The sequence below is a fragment of the Burkholderia sp. B10 genome, from assembly GCF_004368385.1.
In the GTDB taxonomy this organism is placed as follows: domain Bacteria; phylum Pseudomonadota; class Gammaproteobacteria; order Burkholderiales; family Burkholderiaceae; genus Burkholderia; species Burkholderia vietnamiensis.
On the sequence record NZ_PQMX01000028.1, the window covers coordinates 37,387 to 59,903 of the forward strand.

At 66.7% G+C, this 22,517-nt stretch carries 13 protein-coding genes; 4 read left to right on the forward strand and 9 right to left on the reverse strand.

Annotated features, from left to right (window positions below):
* Nucleotides 1-432: 432 nt before the first annotated feature.
* Nucleotides 433-1,665, reverse strand: a complete 1,233-nt coding sequence (locus tag C3Y15_RS16100; protein ID WP_034193476.1) for a glycosyltransferase family 4 protein — start codon at nt 1,663-1,665, stop codon at nt 433-435.
* 278 nt (nt 1,666-1,943) lie between these two features.
* Between C3Y15_RS16100 and C3Y15_RS16105 the strand changes: the two genes are divergently transcribed.
* Nucleotides 1,944-2,528, forward strand: a complete 585-nt coding sequence (locus tag C3Y15_RS16105; protein WP_045578069.1) for a drug:proton antiporter — start codon at nt 1,944-1,946, stop codon at nt 2,526-2,528.
* Nucleotides 2,525-4,045 (forward strand): mannose-1-phosphate guanylyltransferase/mannose-6-phosphate isomerase, encoded by a 1,521-nt coding sequence (locus C3Y15_RS16110; RefSeq protein ID WP_011882060.1) that lies wholly within the window; start codon nt 2,525-2,527, stop codon nt 4,043-4,045. The genes C3Y15_RS16105 and C3Y15_RS16110 overlap by 4 nt, the downstream gene beginning before the upstream one ends.
* A gap of 82 nt (nt 4,046-4,127) precedes the next feature.
* Here C3Y15_RS16110 and C3Y15_RS16115 read toward each other — a convergent pair whose 3' ends face one another.
* From C3Y15_RS16115 to C3Y15_RS16130, 4 genes are all read right to left on the reverse strand, one after another.
* A complete protein-coding gene (locus C3Y15_RS16115) occupies nt 4,128-5,360 on the reverse strand; it encodes a right-handed parallel beta-helix repeat-containing protein (protein ID WP_059604727.1) in 1,233 nt (410 codons plus the stop codon).
* 96 nt (nt 5,361-5,456) lie between these two features.
* Complete coding sequence (locus C3Y15_RS16120; RefSeq protein WP_059474300.1) at nt 5,457-6,602, reverse strand: acyltransferase; 1,146 nt, start codon at nt 6,600-6,602, stop codon at nt 5,457-5,459.
* A gap of 220 nt (nt 6,603-6,822) precedes the next feature.
* Nucleotides 6,823-8,247, reverse strand: coding sequence for a DUF6418 domain-containing protein (locus tag C3Y15_RS16125; RefSeq protein WP_069240143.1), 1,425 nt, complete (start codon nt 8,245-8,247; stop codon nt 6,823-6,825).
* A 159-nt stretch (nt 8,248-8,406) separates the two neighbouring features.
* Nucleotides 8,407-10,722, reverse strand: a complete 2,316-nt coding sequence (locus tag C3Y15_RS16130) for a GNVR domain-containing protein (protein WP_060044452.1) — start codon at nt 10,720-10,722, stop codon at nt 8,407-8,409.
* 590 nt (nt 10,723-11,312) lie between these two features.
* On the opposite strand from C3Y15_RS16130, the gene C3Y15_RS16135 reads away from it, so the two are divergent.
* Nucleotides 11,313-12,494 (forward strand): polysaccharide biosynthesis/export family protein, encoded by a 1,182-nt coding sequence (locus C3Y15_RS16135; RefSeq protein ID WP_069240142.1) that lies wholly within the window; start codon nt 11,313-11,315, stop codon nt 12,492-12,494.
* Nucleotides 12,495-12,621: 127 nt separating this feature from the next.
* Here C3Y15_RS16135 and C3Y15_RS16140 read toward each other — a convergent pair whose 3' ends face one another.
* From C3Y15_RS16140 to C3Y15_RS16150, 3 genes are all read right to left on the reverse strand, one after another.
* Nucleotides 12,622-13,875 (reverse strand): flippase, encoded by a 1,254-nt coding sequence (locus C3Y15_RS16140; protein ID WP_014725014.1) that lies wholly within the window; start codon nt 13,873-13,875, stop codon nt 12,622-12,624.
* Between the two features lie 37 nt (nt 13,876-13,912).
* Nucleotides 13,913-15,103 (reverse strand): glycosyltransferase family 4 protein, encoded by a 1,191-nt coding sequence (locus C3Y15_RS16145; protein WP_041494151.1) that lies wholly within the window; start codon nt 15,101-15,103, stop codon nt 13,913-13,915.
* 342 nt (nt 15,104-15,445) lie between these two features.
* Nucleotides 15,446-17,221, reverse strand: coding sequence for an alpha/beta hydrolase (locus C3Y15_RS16150; protein WP_069240616.1), 1,776 nt, complete (start codon nt 17,219-17,221; stop codon nt 15,446-15,448).
* A 1,016-nt stretch (nt 17,222-18,237) separates the two neighbouring features.
* Between C3Y15_RS16150 and C3Y15_RS16160 the strand changes: the two genes are divergently transcribed.
* Nucleotides 18,238-20,439, forward strand: coding sequence for a glycoside hydrolase family 3 C-terminal domain-containing protein (locus C3Y15_RS16160; RefSeq protein WP_069246602.1), 2,202 nt, complete (start codon nt 18,238-18,240; stop codon nt 20,437-20,439).
* Nucleotides 20,440-20,634: 195 nt separating this feature from the next.
* Here C3Y15_RS16160 and C3Y15_RS16165 read toward each other — a convergent pair whose 3' ends face one another.
* On the reverse strand, nt 20,635-22,203 hold the full coding sequence (locus tag C3Y15_RS16165; RefSeq protein ID WP_059738551.1) for a methyl-accepting chemotaxis protein: 1,569 nt from the start codon (nt 22,201-22,203) through the stop codon (nt 20,635-20,637).
* Nucleotides 22,204-22,517 lie beyond the last annotated feature (314 nt).

Here is a 22,517-nt window from a genome sequence, read left to right on the forward strand (position 1 = left end):
TTTCCGCTTGCAGTCGCGTCGAGTCGTACACGACAGCCGTGCTCGATACCGAACCGCCGGCCGCCATATCGCTCCCGGACTGGCCGCCTCGTTGCATCCGCCCCGAATTTACACCCGGTCGCCGGACGGTCGTGTTACCAAAAGATAATGCTGAATCCGGCGGTAACCGCGCCGGCACGCCGCCTCCAGCCGACTTTCGATCACCAGTTTTGATTATCCATGAACAATCGAGAGGTTTAGTGGCGAATACCACATTTTCGCAACCTACGCGCCGCGGATTATCCGCGATTTTTGTCGAAATACCCAAGAACGACCGCCACCATCGCCCTCACGTCACATAATTGCCGGCGTGGCCGGGCCGCCGCTTCGAGGCCAGGCGGCGCGCAGCGCGCACGACTGTTACACGTCGTATCGCCTCCGCCGCCCGGCCGCTCAGACCCTCCCCAGCGCCGCGGGCCGCCCAGCCTGCCCGTCGCGCGCGAGGCCGTCGACCGCCACGTCGTCGTGCTGGGCCAGATCGGCAAGGCCGGGAGCGCCGGCCATCTCGTCCAGCAACGCGGCATGGCCGTCCAGCACGAAGCGCGTCAGCTCGCGCCGGAAGCGCGCCGCGCCGAACAGCTCCGCATTCGCGCGACATGCGTGCGGGCTGATCGAGCCGCGCGGCAGCGCCTCGAAGCGCGCGAGCGCGTCGAGCAGCGCGTCGACCGACTGCGTGCGAAAGAACAGGCCGGTAGCGCCCGCGCCCGGCCACGCGCGCACCGACTCGCGCACGCCGCCCTTGCCGTATGCGATCACGGGCGTGCCGCAGGCCTGCGCCTCGACCGGCGAGATGCCGAAATCCTCTTCGGCCGCGAACACGAAGGCGCGCGCGCGCTGCAGGTGGTCGTGCAGCACGTCGAACGGCTGATAGCCGAGCAGCGTGACGTTCGGGCCGGCCAGTGCGCGGATCTTCGCCATCTCCGGCCCGTCGCCGATCACCACGAGACGCCGCTCCGGCGTCCGCGAAAACGCCTCGACGATCAGGTCGATCCGCTTGTACGGCACCAGCCGCGACGCGGTCAGGTAGAACGCCTCCTTGTCGGTGCGCAACGCGAGATGCTCGACGTCGACCGGTGGATAGATCACCGTCGCGTCACGCCGATAGGTCTTGCGGATGCGCCGCGCGATGAAGCGCGAATTCGCGGCCACGCGATCGACGCCGTTCGCCGAGCGCGCATCCCAGTTGCGGATGTAGTGCAGCAACGCGCGCGCGAGCGCCGACTTCGCGCCGTGCGCGAGGCCGGCTTCGTTCAGATACTGATGCTGCAGATCCCACGCGTAGCGCACCGGCGAATGCACGTAGCTCGCATGGAACTGGTCGGGGCCGCTCAGCACGCCCTTCGCGACCGCATACGAGCTCGACAGCACGACGTCGTAGTCAGACAGGTCGAACTGTTCGATCGCCAGCGGAAACAACGGCAGATAGCTGCGATAGCGCGTGCGCGCGAACGGCAGCTTCTGGATGAACGACGTGCGTACCGCGCGGCCGCGCAGGCACTCGCGATCGTCGAGGAAGTCGACGAGGCTATAGAGGTCGGCCTGCGGAAAGCAGTCGATCATATGTGCCAGCACGCGCTCGGCGCCGCCGGGCGACACCAGCCAGTCGTGAACGATCGCTATCTTCAAGTGCGGCCCCTGGTTCTTCCTTCACGTTCGCCATGAGCCGGCCACACGGTTCGTGCGCCGGCCGTCTGCAGCAATTATCCGAAGGGAGCAGCGCGGCCGATGTGTGCTGCCGCACACTGCGCCGTTCGCGCTGCGCGCTCCTGCACGTATACGTAGCGTCAGTACGCTTTCGAACAGACCGGCATACGGCGCATCCGGATCATCGACGTTGCCGCACCGCACGCGCCGCACGGCCCGTGCGGCACTGCGTGTTGAATGCTTCACGCGAGGACCGCATCATGGAATGGCATTGTTGTGAATTCGAACATCTGAGCGCCGTCGATCTCTACGCAATCCTGCGCGCGCGCAACGCCGTGCTGGTGGTCGAGGATGCGCATACGCATCTGGACATCGACGGCAAGGACGCCGGCGCACTGCACGTCTACGCGACGCAGCGCCACGGCGACGCGGCCGAAGTCGCGGCCTACGCGCGCATCCTGCCCGGCGACGACATCGATCCCGACGTCGTGATCGACAAGGTGCTGACGAGCGAGGCGTGTCGCGACGACGATACGCTCGAGCATCTGCTCGAACGCGCGCTGACCGCCGCGCACGCCGCGTGGCCCGATGCCGCGCTGCGCACGCACGTGCCCGCCGCGCGGCAGGCGTTCTACAAGCAGTTCGGATTCCGCAAGGCTTACGGTCCGTTTCTCCATCAGGGCGCGCCGTTCGTCGGCATGATCCGCCCGGCGCAACGCGCTGCCGGCGCGCTGCGTCAGCTGCTGTCTCGCGCGGTGTCGGTGCAGCGCGACCGCAACGAAGAGGCGCGCGCCGACGGCCGCGCTCATGGCCGACTGGCCGCCGATTCCGGAGCCAACCGATGATCCGCACCCTTCGCCAAGTCCCCGATCCCGCGCTGCCGCGCATCCTTCCCGTGATCCTCGCCGGCGGCTCCGGCACGCGCCTCTGGCCGCTGTCGCGCGAGCAGTTTCCGAAGCAGCTGATCGAGCTGACGTCGAACGAATCGCCGCTGTCGGCGACCGCGCGTCGCCTGAACGGCATCGCGAACGCGTCGCTCGACGACACGCTGCTGCTCGTCTGTAGCGAACAGCATCGGACGCTCAGCGCTGCGCAGGTGACCGACCGTGCCGCGCCGGCGCGCATCCTGCTCGAGCCGGCGCCGCGCAACACGGCGCCCGCGCTCACGCTCGCCGCGCTCGACGCGAGCGCGTTCGCGGACGATCCGGTGCTCGCGGTGATGCCGGCCGATCACGTGATCGTCGACGTCGGCGCGTTCCAGGACGCGATCGCACGCGCGGCGCGTTACGCAGAGGAAGGCGCGATCGTCACGCTCGGCGTGTTGCCGCGCCGCGCGGAAACGGGCTACGGCTACATCCAGGTCGGCGCGCCGCGCAACGGCTGCCACGGTAGCCAGGGCGGCTATTCGATCGGGCGTTTCGTCGAGAAGCCCGACGAGGCGCTCGCCGAGCGCTATCTGCAATCGGGCGATTACTGGTGGAACAGCGGGATCTTCGTCACGCGCGCGTCGGTCTGGTTGAAGGCGATCCGCGCGCTCGCGCCCGCGATTCATGCGTCTTGCGAGGCGGCATGGCGCGCGGGTATCGCCGAAGATCCGTTCTTCCGGATCGATGCGGCCGCGTTCGACGCATGCCCGTCCGATTCGATCGACTATGCGGTCATGGAGCGCTTGCCCGAACACGGCGAGCTCGGCATCGAAGGGATCGTCGTGCCGCTCGCGGCCGGCTGGTCGGACGTCGGCACCTGGGACGCGATCTGGGAAATCATGCCGAAGGACGATCACGGCAACGTCGCGCGCGGCCCGATCGTGTTCGAGGACACGCAGGACAGTTTCGTGCGCTCCGAAGGGCGGCTCGTCGCGTGCGTCGGCATGAGGGACGTGGTCGTGATCGAAACGCCCGACGCCGTGCTGGTCGCGAACAAGCACGACGTGCAGCGCGTGAAGAACATCGTCGCGCGGCTGAAGAACGACCGGCGGCCGCAGGCGATCGAGCACCGCAAGGTGCAGCGGCCGTGGGGACACTACGATTCGATCGACCTCGGCGAACGGTTCCAGGTGAAGCGGATCGTCGTCGAGCCGGGCAAGCGCCTGTCGCTGCAGATGCACTATCACCGCGCCGAACACTGGATCGTCGTGCGCGGCACCGCACGCGTCACGCGCGGCAGCGAGACGTTTCTGCTCAGCGAGAACGAATCGACGTACATCGCAGTCGGCGAAGTGCATCGCCTGGAGAATCCCGGCAGGATTCCGCTCGAGATCATCGAGGTGCAATCGGGCGACTATCTCGGCGAGGACGATATCGTGCGGTTCGACGATCAGTACGGCCGGCCGGTCGACGCGCTGCCTGCGGAGCAGGCATAGCGCGGCGGCGATACCGCGCGCCGTGAGCGGCGCGCGGTCGAGCGGTGCTTACGCGCTGGCGCTCGACCCGTGCTTGCCGCCGTCAGTTGCGCTTGGCGACTGTGCGCACATGCGGCAGCAGCGCGACGTTCGCGCCAACCACGTCAGGCGCGATCGCTCGTGATCGCAGTGCGCCCGCACACGGTGCGGCCGTCGCGTCGGCGGCCGTGCAATCGCGTCCCGGACCGACCCGCACCGGCATCCCGCCGATCTCCGACAAGCGGTTGTCGGCAAGCTGAACACCCGACACGTTGCCCCACAGCCGAATGCCGTCGAACCGCGCGTGCGACACGCGGTTGCCGATCACGGCCACGCGCGTCACCGTGCCCGACCACGTGCTGACGTCGATCGCCGCCTGCTGCGTGAGCGGCCGCGGATCGCTGCGCCCGCTCGCGGTCTGGATCGATGCGATCACGTTGCGCTCGATGCGGACGTTGGACGCGCCATAGGTGTGGTAACTGTCCTCCTGCGCGACGAGGATGCCGGCGCTCACCTGCACGTCGTGCACGACGTTGTCCGAGATCGTCACGTCGGCGCCGCCGACCACCGTGATCCCGCGGCCCCAGGCGTTGCCTTCAAGGACGTTGCCGGTGATGAGCACGTTGCGGCTCAACGCGCCGTCGGCGGCGTAGCTGACCACGGCGATCATGTCGTCGCCGGTGTCGCGCACGACGTTGTGCCGCACCAGCACGTTGCGCGCGCCGTGCGTGATGTGGATGCCGTCCGCGAGCGTGGACAGTACGCGATTGTCGACGATCGCGACGTCCGCGCCGCCGAACACGAAGATGCCCGCGCTGGCGCCGCCGTCGATCACGTTGTCGAGCACCTGCACGTCGCGCCCGGTGACTTCGACCTTGGTCGACGCCGGTGTATCGAGGCGCGTCGCGCCCGTTCCGCTCAGGCGGAAGCCGGCGAGCGTCGTGCCGTCGCCGCGCAGCTCGATCGTCTGATCGGCGGCATCGGTTGCGCTCAGCGTCGCGCCGTAACCCGATACCAGGACGTGCGGCTGCCGCACGACGAGCGAACGGCCGACGACATAACGCCCCGGCACGAACGTCAATCGCTGACCGGGCCGCAGCGCGTCCAGCGCGCGTTGCAGCTCGTCCGCCTGGTCGGTCGCATTCGGCGCGGGACGAACGTAAACGTTGGCGCTGTCGGCGGGACGCGCGCTGCGTGCCGGCGCGCGCGACACATCGTCCGCGTGCGCCGGTGCACCGAGCGCGCCGGCCAGCGTCATGCCGGCCAGCACGCGAGACAAGCATCCCGGTCTGCGCATATCGAAACGTTTCTCCATAGCGGCCGCGCGTGGCGGTCGGCGAGACGATCGAGCGCCGCTCAACCGACGCCTCAACGAATCCGCCATTCGATCCGCTCAGCCATTCGCTTCGCCGGTCGCGAGCACACCGCTCGCGCGCCGCGACGTGAGTGCATGCGCGAGCTTCACGAACGGCGCTTCGCACAGCAGGTAACCGGCCCACGACAACGGAATCAACGGCAGCAGCGGCACGATCATGTAAACGCCGAGCGGCCATCCGACCAGATGAAAGCGCTGGCACAACCAGAACGCCGCAAACAGCGGAAGGCTGTGCAACAGATAGACCGAGTAACTGATCTTGCCGATCCACGCGAGCGGACGGTTGCGCAGTTTGAGCACAGTCGCCAGCATCGCGAACGCCGCGATGCCGATCATGTATGCGAGCGAGATCGGCAGATGAAACGCGTTGTGATGCCGCCAGTCGTCGATCGCGCCCGCGAGCGCGACGCCGACCACCGCTATCGTCACGTACGCGAGCGCCGCCCGGTACGTCATCGACAGCCGGGACAACGGCCCGCTTGCGGCCAGCCGCAGACGCAGCAGTTTCGACGGAGCGTCATAGGCCTGGCGGAAACAGGCGCCCCAGAACATGATGCCGAGGTGATACGGCATCGTCTTGTACTGACTGAGCATCTCCGCCGGGAACACGTGCAGCGCGACCGTCGACGCGAACAGCGCACACAGCGCGACCGTGACGACACACAAATGCAGCATCCGATGCAGCCAGCCGCACCAGAACAGAAGCAGGCACACGACATAGAAATACAGCTCGGTCTCGAGCGTCCAGCCATGCGGCAGGATCAGGCTCGCGCCGAACGCAGCCGGGATCATCGTCACGTTCGCCAGCATCCCGTGCGCGTCCATGGTCTTGTCGAACAGTACCCAGTGAACGAAGTAGCCGGCCGGCAATGCGAGCCAATACGCGGGATACAGCCGGAAGAAGCGCCGAATGACGAACCGCTTCGTGCCCGGGCCGAGGTCGCCGTGCAGGCTGGTCGGAATCAGCATGCCGCTGATCGCGAAGAAGATCACGACGCCGATCCGGCCGAAGTTCACCGACCGCTGCAGCGCGTCGAGCGCCCGCTGCGAGCCGGCCAGCTCGACGAACCGCTCCGCGTAATGCGTCCATATGACGAGGATCACCGCAATCGCGCGCATCGCGTCGATATGCTGAAATCGCTCCGGATCTTTCGCTGTTGACATGACTGGAATGGTGACGGCTCAACACACGGGGCTGCCCGTACGGGAATCGGAACATCCGGCGCCGATCACCGACAACGCAGACGGAATCGCCCGCCCCGTTCGCAGGCGGATCACCTGCGTGCCACGGCCGAGCGTGCTTTGAAAACTTCGTCGCGCCACGCCGCGTGGCGACGACGACGACACGAGCGCGGCGGCGACGTCCGGCATCGCCCGCCGTGCTTCACCTGGCGTGCGCATGTCTCGCGTCGACGCAATACCACCAGATCAGCGCGAGCAACGCGTAAAACGCCGTGCGCGAGCCGAACATCATCCAGTACTCGCCCTGCTGAACCGCGAACGTCGCATAGGAGAACACCTTGGCGATGAGCCACAGCATCACGACGCCGCCGCGCATCGCGACGAGGATCTGCAGCGCGCCGAGCGCGCCATACACCAGCCCCGTCATCGCGACGAACAGCGCGCCGCCCGCATAGCCGAACCAGTACACGGGCACGGCCATGTTCCCCATCGTGAACGTGACGTCGTCGAACATGTACGCGCGCAGCACGCTCGGCTCGGTGTACGACATCATCAGATCGCGCAAGCCGCTCGGCTCGGATTCGTCGAAGAAGGTCGGCATGGTCCACGAGCGCAGCGAACTCACGAAACGCCAGAACGCATCGGTGCCGCCGAGCCGTGGCGCGGTGAACATATGGGCGTCGTTGTCGACCACGTACCACGGCTGCCCTTGCAGCAGGAAGCGCGACGACAGCATGTCAGCCACTTCCAGCCCTTGACCGCGATACGAGTAGATGATCGACACGGCGCCGAGCAACAGCGCGAGGCCCGCGCCGATGCCCAGATAACGCACGACCGGCTTGCCGTTCATCGCATGGATCGCGATGAACGGCGCGAGCGAGCACAGCCCGATGTGCAGCACGGCCATGAACTGCTCGCCGTGCATCACGTTGAGCGCGAGATCGACCGCCATCGTCAGGATCGCGGCCGCCCGGATGCGCTTGTCGGGGCTAGTCGCGATCGTGCCCAGCAGGAAGCCCATGAACGACTGGTTGTTCAGGAACAGGTTGAACATCGTCCCGTTCGACGAGTCGTTGCGCAGCGCATAGCGGTTGATGCCGGAAAACAGCGAGAACCCGGACGTCAGCCCGGCGAGCACGCCGATCGCGATGATCGTCGACGCGAGCACGAATCCGATCGCGATGCTGTGCGGCTGCAACGTGATCCGCGCCTTGATCGGTACGCGCACCGGACGCTCGTCCAGGAACCGGTCGAACGCAACGAGCGCACAGACCACGAAAATCACATAGAACGACAGCAGCCGGCTGAACGCGCCGGTCGTGTCGCCGATCACGTCCGTTTCCGTCAGATAGCCGCCGTTCTCGAGCCCCACGCCGGCGAGGAACGCGGTCATGCCGATCGCGAGCACGTACAGCATCGACACCGCGAACACCGGCCGCGACCTGACCAGGCCGACCAGCGCCGCCGTCGCCAACAGCAGCGTGCACAGCGCGCTCGATTCTTTCAGGCCGAGCGCCGGCATCGCCGCATTGAACAGCAGCGCGAGCGCGAACAGCGTCAGCAACATCACGCCGCTCGCAGAAGCGACGCCGCGGCCGCCGCCCATCGTTCCCGTGGTTCTATTCATGCTGGCTCATGCATGGCTCATGCTGATTCATGCTGCTGCAACCCGAAGTTGCGTTCGACCGTCGGCGCCGCGCGTTGCGGCCGGTAAGGCGCGCCCGGCTGCCGCGCGCGGTCCATCCCGTTGCGATCGGTCATGTGTCACGCTCCGTGGCGATCGCCGTCACGCAGCCTTGCCGAGCAGTTCCTTTCTTACGCGCGTCCATGCCCTGAACAGGAACGTCTCGGCCGCAACGTCGCGACGGTCCGGCTGCGCGCGCGGCCCCTTCGCATCGCGATACGCGTTCGCGTAATAACCGTAGCGAAGCGGCGAAGGATCGAAACCGTTGAATACGAGGCCGTCGACCTTCGCGCCGATCCGTTGCAGGTTCTCGACCGCTTCCGCAACGTCGGCGCTGCCGATCGAGCCCTGCCGCGCGACCATCAGCGTGATGTCGGCGAACCGCGCCAACATGGCGACGTTGGCGGCCGGACGGGTCAGCGGCGCGTCGACGACGATCATGTCGTATTGACTGCGCAGTCGTGCGAGCAGCGCGTCGAGCTTGTCGGCGCCGTACAAATTGCGCGCGGGCTGCGCGTGGGTTCCGGCCGGCAGCACGTCGAGGTTCTCGTCGACGCGGCGAATCGCCCGCTCGGGATCCAGCGATTGCTTCAGTACGTCCGACAAGCCTCGGTCCGCCTTCACCCGCAGCGCGTGCTCGATGCCGGATTGCCGCGCGTCGGCGCGCAGCAGCAACGTCTTGAGGCCGTCTTCCGCGAACAGGCACGCCAGGTTCGCGGCGATCATCGACTTGCCCTGCCCCGGCTCCGGGGACGTGATCAGCACCGTCTTCGAGCGGCCGTGCTCGACGCCCGTCTTGCAACGCAGCAGCAACGCGAGATTGGCGAGCGCTTCGGCGAGCGGCGTGTCGGGGTCGTCCCTGACGGCGACCGACGCCGGGCGACCGAGTGCATCGCCATCGACCGGCTGCGGCAACGACGGCAGTATGCCGAGCATCGGGACGCCGACCGCCGCCTCGAGATGCTTCGGATCGCGCACGCGCCGGAAGAACCACGCGTAGCCTTGCGCGGCCGCGGCGCCCAGGATCAGGCCCACCGCGGCGCCCAGTGCGAGCACGAGCATCCGCTTCGGGCGAATCGGCTTGTCGGTCGGAACCGCCTTGTCGACGATCGACGCATTGCCGACCGTGCCTGCTTTCGCGATCTGCAGCTGCTGGGTGTTGTTCAGCAAGCCCACGTACAGCTGGTTGTTGACCTCGACATCGCGGGCGAGCCGCAGATAGGTCTGCTGCTGAGAAGGCAGATGCGCGACCTTGTCTTTCAACTCGGCCGACTGCTGATCGAGCGTCTTCAGCTTGTTGACGACGGCGGTCAGCTGAGGCTGCCCGGCCACGTACTTCGACGACAAGTCCTGATACTCGAGCTTGGCCTCGAGCCGCGCCTTGTCGACGAGCGCCAGTTGATCGATCAGCAACCTCACGTCGCCCTGCGAATCGATCGAGCCCTGCGCGTTGCGAAACGAATTCAGCGCCTGCTCCGCCTGCTCCAGGCGGGCCTTCACCACCGGCAGTTGCGTCTCGAGGAACGCGAGGCTGTGCTCGGCGTCCTCGGAACGCCGCCTTGCGTTCACGTCGAGATAAGCGGCGGCGATCGCATTGAGCAGCCGCGCGGCGGACACCGGGTCACGGCTTTCGAGGCTGAGCTGCATGACCCCCGACTGCCGCTTCGTTTCCGCGCCCGCCAGCTTCGTCAGGACCGAATCGAGGCGCTCGGCTGTCGTCACCCGCCGTACGCGGAATTCCGTACCGGCGCGCGCGACGATGCGCGCGATGTCGACGCGATAGCCGTTCGCTTCGCTCGGCTTGCCGATTACGCCCTTCAGCACTTCCTGTCCGTCGCTGTCCTTCAGCGAGAACCGGTTGCCGGCCAGATAATCGAGCTCCAGCTTCTTGTCGATCTGCGATTCCGGTACGTCGAACCTGTGGAATTCGATGCGCTCACCGCCCCAGGCGAAGAACGGCGTACTGAACGGCGCGATGACGAGCCCGTCCGCGTCCTTCGGCAACACCGATTCGACGAACCCGCCGACGAGCGGAATCCGGTTGCCGACGGTCGCCTCGGCCTGCGCGACAGTTTCTTCGATGGCTTGCGTGACGACCGTGCGCGAACGCGCGACGTCGATTTCGCCGATTACCGCAGAGTTCTGAATGTCGAGTGCGTTCGATATTTCGGAAAGCGCGCCCAACGCGCTATGTTTGTTTTCCTGAACCTGAATCAGCGTATCGACGGAGTAAACCGGCGCAGCCGAAACGGCATAAATCAATGCCAATAAAAAACAGCCCAGAAAGACCGAAATAAATGCATAACGATAATCGAGCACGTTCTCCAGCAATTCGGTCAGCGCAAACCGCGGCGCGTCGCGGGAAATACTGCCCGCTCCGTCCCGGTATTCATTAGATGCGGCTCTATCCAATGTCATGCATATGCTCCCAAATTGCTGCCCACACAGGCGGGTGGCGACGGTACGCGCATGGCCGTCCGTGCCGCGCGGCTCGTCCGGGCACGGCCCGCCGGCGCGCCTGCGCCGCACCGGATGGCGGGCCGGCGAAGCATGCACGCGCCGGCCACCGCCCACGAAACGCCATTGATTCTGTTTACCCGAGCCACTATGCGTTAAACCCGCCGCCCACTAAGTGCGATGGCTTACATTAATGGCCACTCAGTGCGCCGACCACTGGGTCGCCGACCGGTCTCATGCTATGTTGGGTGGCCTGTTGTTAAACGTGCGCGCAAGCGATGACATCAAGAACCGGTGCCGTTTCACGAGCGCGCGATTCCATCTCGTTCGTCCGTCGCTTCACCTCGATTTAACGGTCTTTATCAAACGACGTGCAATCGCCCGCTTGATTCGAATCCGGGTCATGGCCGGCCGGCAAGCCGAATGGCCGATCGCGCGCCGGGCAACATCGTGTCGCGTCGGCGTCCGTGCTGCGTCGCTTCGAACCGAAGCGACGCAGCACTTGAGAGACGTCGCGCAATGCTCTTCTGTCTACCATCGCGAATGACGACATGAACAACCACTCGCTATCCGATACGCTCGCGCCGACGCGCAACGATGCGCCGCTGCGACAGACGCGCGTCGCGCTCGCCGTGGCGCTTGCCGCGCTGCTGTCCGCCTGCGCAATGGCGCCGGGCCAGCACATGATCGCGCCGGCCGCGTTGCCGGTCACGACGGCCGACAACGGCGACGTGACGAGCGACATGAAGGTCGCGGTCAAGCAGATCGATCTGACGCTGATCGGCCAGATCCATGCGGCCCAGAAAGGTCATACCGCCGCGCCGATCCCCGGCAATCTGCTCGGCAAGCCGAGCGGCTACAAGCTCGGCCCCGGCGACGTGCTGCAGATCACCGTCTGGGATCACCCCGAATTCGCGGCCGCGGTCGGCCAGCCGACGCCGAATACCAGGCCGTCTGACGCAGCGCCCGGCTTCGTCGTCGACAGCGACGGCAACGTGCAGTTTCCCTTCGTGCCGCAGCCGATTCACGCGGCCGGCAAGACGGCCGCGCAGGTGCAGCGCGAGCTCGACGCCGAACTCCGCAAGGTGTTCATCAAGCCGCAGGTGACCGTGCGCGTCGCGTCGTTCCGCGCGGAGCAGATCTATGTGGACGGCGAAGTGCGCGCGCCGGGCTCGCAGGCGATCAACGACATCCCGATGACGCTCGTCGAAGCCGTCAATCGCGCGGGCGGCTTTGCGCCGAGCGCCGACCAGAGCCGCGTGACGATCACGCGCAACGACACGATTTATCCGGTCAACGTCGCGCAGATGACGAAGACCGGCCGCAGCCCCGCCGCGATCATGCTGCAGCCGGGCGACCTGCTGCACGTGGCCGCGCGCGACGACAATCCCGTGTACGTGATGGGCGAAGTGAACAAGCCGCTGGCCGTGCCGCCGCAGCGCGACGGCACGCTCACGTTGAGCGCGGCGCTGTCCGAGGCCGGCCAGTTGAATCAGCAGACGTCGAACGCCGGACAGGTATTCGTGCTGCGCAAGGATGCCGACAGCCCGCCGGTCATCTATCACCTCGACCTCGAATCACCCGTTTCGATGCTGCTCGCGAACCAGTTTCCGCTCGCGTCGAAGGACATCGTCTACGTCGACAATACCGGACTGGTCCGCGCGAGCCGCGTGCTGAACCTGCTGCTGCCGGCCATCAGCGCCGGGTTGACCGGCGCGCTCATCACGAAGTAGGCGGCGGTTCGCGGGAAGGCGGCGGCAGTGCGCGCCGCCTTTCCGGCGCAGCACCGAGGCCGCGTGGAGATCCGGCGCGTCACACCCTCACCGCTCTCCCTACCACCCCACCCCGCGCATGATCGCGTCATCCCGAACGCGCCGACAGGTTCAGCAGGCCCACGCGTTCGCGGCACAGCACGTATGCGAGCGCGACCGCCACGGCCGATTCGGCGATCAGCACCGCGATGGCCGCACCGCGTTCCGCGAACAGCATCGCGAGCGGCGGCAGCAGCGTCACGTTCAGCGCGCCGGACGAAATCAGGATGATGCTGAAAGTGCGCTTCATGCCCATCGGCAGCATCGTCTGAACGCCGAACAGGTCGGTCATGCAGGCCATGAACGGCACCAGCGCGAGGCAGCGCAGCACGCCGACCGTCGGCGCGAACGCATCGCCGTACAGCATCCTGACGACGAACGGCGCGCATACGTAGATCGTCGCCGACATCGCCAGCACCAGCGCGCCCTGCAGCACGATCAGCTTGCGCAGGAACGCGAACGCGTCGTCGCGCGCGTGGTGCATCAAGTACGTGACGTGCGGATAGGTGGCGGCCCTCAGCGGTTGCAGCAGCCCGACCGCGGCGCGGATCAGCTTGTCGCCGGCGGCAAAATAGCCGGCCGCGACACTGCCCGAGACGATGCTCAGCAACACGGTGTTGGTCGACGCGTAGAACGAGATCGACGTCGATGCGAGAAACACCTGCGAGCCGCCTTTCAGCGCGGCGGCGATATCGGCCACGCCGACGCGCACGCTGTCGACCTCGCGCCGCAGGAACAGGTACGCGAGCAACGTCACGCCGCACAGCACCGGCACCGCCGCATTGATCGCGACCGCGTGCAGCAGATCGTCCGGCGTGCGCACCCAGGCGAAGAACGCGACGACGCTGCATGCGCGGTACACGACCACCGTGACGCTGTAGACGCTCAACTTCTGGATGCCCTGAAAGTACCAGCCGGGCGTCAGCGCCGCGCCGACCGCCATCCCGAACCCGATCAGCAGCGCCGTGCGTTCCGCCGCGAAATGCGGGACGAGCAGCGTCAACGCGAGCAGCACCGCGAACCCGGCGACCGTGATCGCCCATTGCGCGCTGACGGTCGCCCAGAAGATGCGCGAGCGCTCCAGCTTGCCGTTCGCGAGCGCGACGCGCGGCGTCGCCGTCAGGTCGAAGCTGTAATTGGCCAGATTGATGAAATACGTGGTGACCGCGAGGACGAACGACAGCCGCCCATACTGCTGCGGCCCGAGCACGCGCGTCAGCAGCGGCAGCGTCACGAGCGGCACGACATACGTCGAGATTTGCAGCGCGAACAACAACGCAAAGTTTTTTCGAACAGCGGTCATCGGGCTTTCAGGCGGTGAGAGAACGGTGTGCCGACCGTCAAGGCGCACACGCGCGCGGTGCGTGCGCGTCGATGCCGAGCACCGCACACAGCGACGCGGCGTAGCACTCGACCGAGTAAGGCGACCAGTCGTAGCGACGATCGGCGATAGCGAGATGCGTGCGCAATTCGGCGAGCGCACGCGCGAAGCCGTCGGGCGTGTTGCGGTAGAGAATCTTGTGGCCGATCTCGTCGCCGAACGTCGACAGGCTGCCGATGTCGTGGACGAGCGCCGGCAAGCCGAGCATCGCAGCCTCGACGATCACGAGCGGCGCATTCTCGGCCCAGATCGACGGCAAGATCAGCGCGTCATGGAGCGGGAGCGCGGCAAACAGCGTGGCATGGTCGACGCGGCCGGCGAAACGCAACCGCCCCGATTCGACGAGCGCCGCGTATTGCCGCTCCAGCTCGCCGCGCTCCGTTCCGTCGCCGTAGACGGTCAGCGACGCGATCGCATCGCCGGCCGGCCCGCTCATCAGCGCGAGGAACGGCGCGAGGCCCTTGTCCCAGTCCACGCGGCCGACGAAGGCGAGATCGAGCCGCTCGCCGCGCGGCGGTTTCGGCGGACGCGGCACCAGCGTCGAATCGATCGGGTTGCGCACGAGCGTCGCGCGGGCGCGACCGCGCTGCGCGATCAGATCGCGCATGAACGGACTCGGACACAGAATCTCGTCGAACAGCCCAAGCGGATCGAACAGCGTATCGACCGCATGCCAGTGCAGCTTCTTCACGACGTCGTGGACGAAGCCGCGCGGGCTGGCCGTCATCGCGATGCGCCGGCGGCTGCGCAATCGTTCGATCGACAACGGCTGCGCGCGGCCGCGCGAGTAGACGAGCAGGCTCGGGTTGTAGAACAGCAGGTGGTAGTCGTGCGCGGTCATGAACAGGCCGCAATCTGCGTGGCGCTTGTAGCGCGCGAGCACGGGCAGGATCGCGCTCGACAACAGGTTGTGGTAGTTGTGCACGAGGATGCGTTGCGGGCGAAACCGGTCGAGCAGCGCGTCGAGCGCGCGGGCGGCGGCAGGCGACCACGCATGCGCGCGCGCGCTGCCGGCCAGCTCGGGCACCGCCTGCTGATCGAACGTCTCGACTGCGACGCCGTCGCGTGCGCGCAGCACGTCGGCGGACAGCCGGTACACCTCCTCCGCGCCGCCCTTGCGCGCGAAGTCGTTGATCACCAGCACGCGCATCACGCTCGCCCCCGGCCGCCGCAATGCCGGGCGCGCGAGGCCGCGTCGTGCGCCGACGCGTCGAAGCGCGCGCGCATCGCGCGCTCGCCGTGACGGCCTTTCCACTTCCGATGTTTCCGGCACGCTTGCTTCATTGTCATTCCTGGGCGGGGTCGCGGCTGCGCCTGCGAACAGGCTCGCATGAAAATTCGACAGCGTCAGGATACGGCCGCCGACGCGCGCGATCTGTTCGTCCGGTTACGTTGGCGGCAGGCGCCGTGCTGCGGCGATGCGGCTCGCGAAGCGTACGGGCGGCTGCGACGATGCGATCGCCGCATGCCGCGCGAACGTGCCGTAAGCGCGCTACAGCGGTGCGTGCTCGGGCTGCGCGGGCATGGCGAGTTCGGCCGGCGCATCCCAGCCGGACAGCAGCGTCGCGCAGCGCGTCACGACGTACTGCGCGGCGACATCGCCGTGCAACGAATGATCGAGCGCGTCCTTCATGTCGACGGACACGTTCGGCAGATGCGCGAACGCATGCGCCGCAGGACCGAAGTGGCGGACGAGCACGTCGACGCCCGGGTCGAAAGTGCCGTAGACCAGATGCGTGCGGATGCCGCGCGCCGACATGTCGCGCAGCATGCCGCGCGGCGTGTCCTTGCCGGGCCGCCAGCCGAGATGTTCGCCGACACGCTTGAGCGGCCCCGTCGCGACCCCCGCGGCGAACCGGAACATCGCACGCAGCACCGGCCGCAGGTCGCGTCCTTCGGTCAGCAGCCGGCGCAGCTTGCGACCGCAACGTAGCGACGCCCAGTAGCCGCGCATCGAATTCGTCTGGTTGTTCAATGCATCGGCGAGCGTTTGCCCGCGCGGCCAGACGAACGCCGGCAGATTCACCGCGATCACGCCGGCCAGTTGCTCGCGCGCGGCCGCATGAAGCGACGCATACGCGCCGGAGCAGATGCCGAACGCGACGATCTCGCGATGCCCGTGCGCGTTCAGCCAGCGCGCCGCCGTGACGACATCCGCGATCGCCTGATCCGAATACGGAATGTTCGACTGATCGTCCGTCGCGCGCGGGCCGCTGTCGCCGACGCCGGTCGAATCGATGCGCAGGCTGCTGATCCCCGCCGCCGCGAGCGAGCGCGCAAGCCGGACCGCGAAGCGACCGTCGGCGACACGCGGATTGGTCGCCGTATTGGCGATCAGCAGCGTCGGTGCGGCAGCGCGCCGGACCATGCCGGCCGGCTCGCACAGCACGCCGATCATTCGAGCCGGCTCGACGGCGACGATACGTTCGACGCTGCTCTGCGCCGTCAACGTCACGCCCAGCCCGGCGCCGGGTAGCGGCCCGCGTACGCCACCGTCGGTGCCGTCGTCGATCCAGTTCACGACCGTGTCGAGCAAGCCGGCGGGCAGCCGCGACCACACCGGCTCGCGCATCATGCCGCCCCAGTCGGCGCAGGTGCGCATCTCCACCGACACGCCGCGCGCCTCAAACGCATCCGCGAGCGCGGAGCCGTCGCCGTAGGGCGCATCGACGAGTAACGCGCGCGCGGGCAACACGCGCGCGCTTGCGACGCACTCGCTCAGATTGATGCTGCGCAGGCGCTCGACGAGATCTTCGGGATACACATGGCCGAGCACGCGCAGCGGCCGTTCGTCGCGAACCGCGTCGCGCACCGCGGGCGATACGTTGTCGAGCCAGCTTTGTGCGACGAGCGACAGCTCGCGCAGATAGCCGCGTCCGCGCACCACCGGCGCCAGCGCGACGAAGCGGGTCAATTCGGGAATGCCGTCCGCGGCCAGCAACGCCAACGTGGCACCGGCGCGCATGCCGACGACGGACAGCGTATCGACGGCGACGCGCTCGCGCAGTGCGTCGACCGCATGCCGGACGCTCGCGAGCATGCGGTCGAAGCGTTCGGCATCGTGTTCGTCGCCGAGCGAGTCGCCGCTCGCCGGGTAATGGAATCGCAGCACCGGAAAGCCGCGCTCCGCGAGGCGCTCGGCGAGCGAGCGCACGAGCTTGTGAAGCCACAACGCCTCGTGGCCGAGCGGCTCGCAGATCACGATCCCATGCGACCGATCGCCCGCGTGAAGCCAGCCGACACAACCGTCGAACTGAATCGGCATCATGATGCGGTCCTCGCGCTGAACGCCCGATGCGCCGGCGCTCCGCCTCGGGGCGAGCAGCCGGACTGCGAAAAGCATTGCACGTACATCGGCGGGCGCAGCCGCAGCGTGCGCGCGCAGCGCACACGCATGCCCGGGCGGCCGCATTCGACGGATCGGGAACGACTGACGTTGCGACGCGTTGAGCCGTATCCCCGTAGCCGGCTCCGTCCTTGCGTATCGATTTGGGTTCCCACGAATACACCCGTATATGAAAACACCCGCATGCCCGAGCGGGCCGCGCGTGTCTGTCGAGCATCACCTGACGTGCAGGCGCCTCTGGGTTGAGCTTGGTCTTTGCAATTGTTTGATTCGTGCTGCGCCACCTGGCCGTTACGCGCTCGCGGAATCGGCGTCGCAGGCCTGGCACTCGGCCTGCTCCCACGCGGCGATTAGGCCATTCGATGCCGCCGCATTCGGTACGGCACATTACATTTTCAAAACACGCCCTCCGGCGCGCACCCGGCGATGCGGCATCACGCGATTGAATACCGTCCCGCGCGATGCGTATGTGAGCCACCTCACTTACGTTCGTCGCAGTGCACCAACGGCGTTTCGGCGGCCGGTTCAGTGCGCGGCAATGTGCAGCGTTTTCGACGCAACCGCCGGAATGCAGGTAGTTGTTACGACGCTGCATCGCGGCACTCGGGAACGATGACCGCGTTTTCGCGACCCCGCACGACCGCGTCAAAAAAAGATCGTACGTATCGGTACAAACACCGATGCTGTAGCCAAACTACATTCGTAGGATTGGTCGCTGCAGAGAATCGCTACATACGATTCGGCAGCGTTCGACGGTCCGCGTCGCCGTCGTCGGTGCCGTTCGCGCCCAACCGGCCGTAACGATTCCCCGCCCGGCGTGGCGTGCCGACGCGCAATCACCGTGCATCGCCGGCCGAAGGCGTTCGATGCGAATCGATCGAACGTGTGCAGCTCCAGACATCATCCGAACAACCGGCAATACGATCATGGAGAGCAACATGCGGGACAAACTCTGGCCGGCCGCCGTGCTGGCAGCGACCCTCTGCACCAGCGTCTATGCGGCCAACGCCGATTTCGATTCACCGGGCAGTGCAGCCGACGCGTTCGCGTCGTCGGCCGCGCAGCAGCGCGCCGACCTGCTCGTGCGCAAGATGACGCTCGACGAAAAGCTGCAGTTCATCCATTCCCAGTACGAGATGTCGAAGGTGCCGGGCGGCGGCGCCGGTTATATCCAGGGCGTGCCGCGGCTCGGCATTCCCGACCTGAACATGGTCGACTCGGCAACGGGCTCCGGCAGCACGTCGCAGCCGAGCACGACGTTCCCCGCGACGATCGCGCTCGCCGCGAGCTGGGACCGCCGGCTGTCGTACGACTTCGGCAAGCAGGTCGCGATTCAGTTGCGCGCGCAAGGGTTCGGCATGGGCCTCGGCGGCGGCACGAATCTCGCCCGCGAGCCGCGCGGCGGCCGGCTCTTCGAGTATCTCGGCGAAGACCCGATGCTTGCCGGCGAGCTGCTCGCGGAACGCACGATCGCGACGCAGCAGCACAAGGTGATCGCGACGATCAAGCACTACGCAGGCAACGAACAGGAGCATGGCCGGATGGGCGGCAACACGCAGATGGATGAGCGCACGCTGCGCGAGCTCTATCTGCTGCCGTTCGAAATCGCCGCGAAACGCGGACAACCCGGCAGCGTGATGTGCAGCTACAACCGCCTGAACGGCACGTATGCGTGCGAGAACAACCATTTGCTCAACGACGTGCTGAAGAACGAATGGGGCTTCCAGGGGCAGGTGCAATCGGACTGGGGCGCGGCGCACAGCACCGCCGCCGCGATCAACGCCGGGCTCGACGAGGAAGAGGACGTCGGGCCGACCGTCTACCTGACGCCCGAGGCCGTCAAGCAGGCGATCGCGAACGGCTCGGTATCGACCGCGCGCCTCGACGACATGGTGCGCCGCAAGCTGGCCGTGATGATCCGCGTCGGCGTGATGGATGACCCAGCGAAGGCCGGCGGCACGATCGATTTCGCGGCCGCGAACCGCTTCGCGCAACGGGTCGCCGAGCAGTCGATCGTGCTGCTGAAGAACGACGGCAACCAGTTGCCGCTGGTGGCGTCCGCGCTGTCGCGCATCGCGGTGATCGGCGGGCACGCCGATGCGGCCGTGCTGTCCGGCGGCGGCTCGGGCAACACGCGCGACCCCGTCACCGGTTCGTTCGCCGGCTGCGGCGGGCTGGTGTTCGGATCCTCGACCGGTTGCAGCTGGTGGCGCAATCCGTGGCTGAAGGTCGACGTGCCGATCGTCGCGGCGATCCGCGCGCTCGCGCCGTCCGCACGCGTGACGTTCGCGGGCAACAGCGATCAGCAGTCGCCGTTCCGCGCCTACACGCAGCAGGAAATCGATCAGGCCGCGACGCTCGCGGGCCATTCCGACGTGGCGATCGTCGTGGTCGCGCAGCCGGCCGGCGAGGACTTCGGCGATCTGCAGAGTCTGCGCCTCGCGAATCCGTCGAATCAGGATGCGCTCGTCGAAGCGGTCGCGCGCGCGAATCCGCACACGATCGTCGTGGTCGAGAGCGGCAATCCGGTGTTGATGCCGTGGAAGGATCGCGTGTCGGCGATCGTCGAAGCGTGGTATCCGGGCGAAGGCGGCGGCAATGCGATCGCGAACGTGCTGTTCGGCGCGGTGAATCCGTCCGGCAAGCTGCCCGTGACGTTCCCGGCGCGCGATCAGGACTCGCCGGCGTGGGTGCAAAACGGCGGGTTCGACAACGATCCCTTGTACGCGGAACGGCTGAACATGGGCTATCGCTGGTACGACGCGCACAACATCGCGCCGTTGTTCGAGTTCGGCCACGGGCTGTCGTACACGCACTTTGCATACTCGGGGCTGTCGGTGTCGCGGCAGCCGGACGGCTCGCTCAACGTCGCGTTCACCGTGCGCAACGACGGGCGCGTCGCCGGCACGGAAACGCCGCAGGTCTACCTCGGCGTGCCGTCCAAGGATGAACCGCCGAAACGCCTGGTCGGCTGGGACAAGGTCCGGCTCAACCCCGGCGACGCGCGACGCGTCAGCATCACCGTGACGCCGCGCATGCAGAGCGTGTGGGACACGTCGCACAACGGCTGGCGTTACGTCGCGCGCGGCACGGTGTATGTCGGTGCGTCGTCGCGCGATATCCGTTTGCAGGGCAGTTGAGCAAGCGGCTGGCAGGGGCGGACGCCGGGGGGTGATCGGCGTCCGACTGCCCGCCCCGACGTGCGCGATTGCCGTGCGTCGTGCGCAGGGCCGGTCCGCGCGGACCGGCCGCGTCGGATCTACGAAAACTTCGCCGCGCGAGCGGCTCGGCTCCCACTCGCATCGACTTCCGGCGAAGCACCGAGGGCCAAGTCCTCAGCGCGCGGCGACGCGTCCGATCCTGAATACCCCGACCACGTCGCGCAGCGTGGTCGCTTGCTGCGCCATCGCCTGCGCGGCTGCCGACGCCTGCTCGACGAGTGCCGCGTTCTGCTGCGTGACCGAATCCATCTGGCCCACGGCGACATTGACCTGCTCGATACCCGTTCCCTGCTCGTCCGAGGCCGATGCGATTTCATTCATGATGTCGGTCACTCGCCGCACGGACTGCACGATGTCCGACATGGTCGCGCCCGCGCGTTCGACCTGCTGGGACCCCAGCGCCACGCTCTCGACCGAACCGTTGATGAGGTCCTTGATTTCTTTCGCCGCATTCGCGCTGCGTTGCGCCAACGTGCGAACTTCGCCGGCCACCACCGCAAACCCGCGCCCCTGCTCGCCCGCACGCGCGGCCTCGACTGCCGCGTTCAGCGCGAGAATGTTCGTCTGGAACGCAATTCCTTCGATCACGGCAATGATTTCGGCAACTTTGCCGGAACTGCTCGAAATGGCGCGCATGGAGTCGACCACCTCGTTCACCACTTCGCCGCCGCGCATCGCGACCTCGCAGGCGCTGCCCGCAAGCGCATTCGCCTGCTTCGCGTTTTCCGTATTCTGACGAACCGTCGCGGTCAACTGCTCCATGCTGGCCGCCGTTTCCTCGAGCGACGCCGCCTGCTCTTCCGTTCGCTGCGAGAGATCGAGGTTCCCCTGCGCGATTTCGCCGGCCGAAGTCGTGATCGATTCCGCGGTCGACTGAATTTCCGACACGATGCCGCTCAGTTGCCGCCGCATCGATTCGAGCGACGCCATCAGGCTGCCGCGATCATTCGGCGCGACCGGCACCGGTGCTTCGAGATTGCCTTCGGCAATACGTCCGGCCACGGCCGCGGCGTCGGCAGGCTCGCCGCCCAGCGACCGCATGATGCCGCGGGTGATGACGGTTCCCAGCACGATCGACAGGATGACGGTGATGACGCCCGCTGCCGCGAGCGTCACCTTGGTCAACGCGGTCAAGCTGGCCACCTCTCCTGAACGTTGATCGAGCAGCGACTGCTCGGCCTCGTTCAACTCGGCGGCTACCGCTCGATAGCGATCCATGAACTGCTTGTCGTCGCCCTGCTTGAAGTAGTCGATCAGCACGTTGGCAGGCTGCGTACCGGCATTGACGTCACGCCGCATCGCGATCAGCTTGTCGTCGACCTCCGCCACCTTCCGATGCATGTCGCGCAGCGTCTCGAGACGGCGCTGTTGCGCGGCATTGTCCGATGTGAGGCTGCGCACGACGTCGAACGACTTGGCGAACTGCCTGAGGCCGGCCTTATAGGGCTCCAGAAACCGGTCGTCTCCCGCAGCCACGTAGCCGCGCACGCCCGTCTCCATGTTGACCATGCTGGTCAACATGTCGTCGTTCGCTCGCAGAACCTGATAACTATGAACGTTCCAGCCGTTCGCCTGGTTCAGCTTCAGAAAATTGACGATCGAGATGGCGCTGCCGATCAACGCAATTAGTACGACGATACCGAATGCTGCGCCCAGCTTCCTGCCGACTGTCATGGAGCCCATACGTTCTTCCTCCCCTTGTGTTGTTTCGTTATGTCGGCAAGCAGGAAGACTTACTGTAATTCGCGCTTTCCGTGCCTGAGGAAGTATTCCTCACGATGGCTGAATATATTGGTCAATTCGCCCTGACACGGGGTCGAATCCGGTGACTATCCGTCCTCGCAAACGATCCACGACGTATAGTCTTTTTATCGGTTGCCGCACCACCGAGGACCTCAACGGACGCGCCCGCACGCTTGCCGACGCGATGCGCGCATGGAAGCTCGACTAGCCGCCGCGGGCGGGCATGCAAACGGGAGAAGGCACCGCATGCGGCG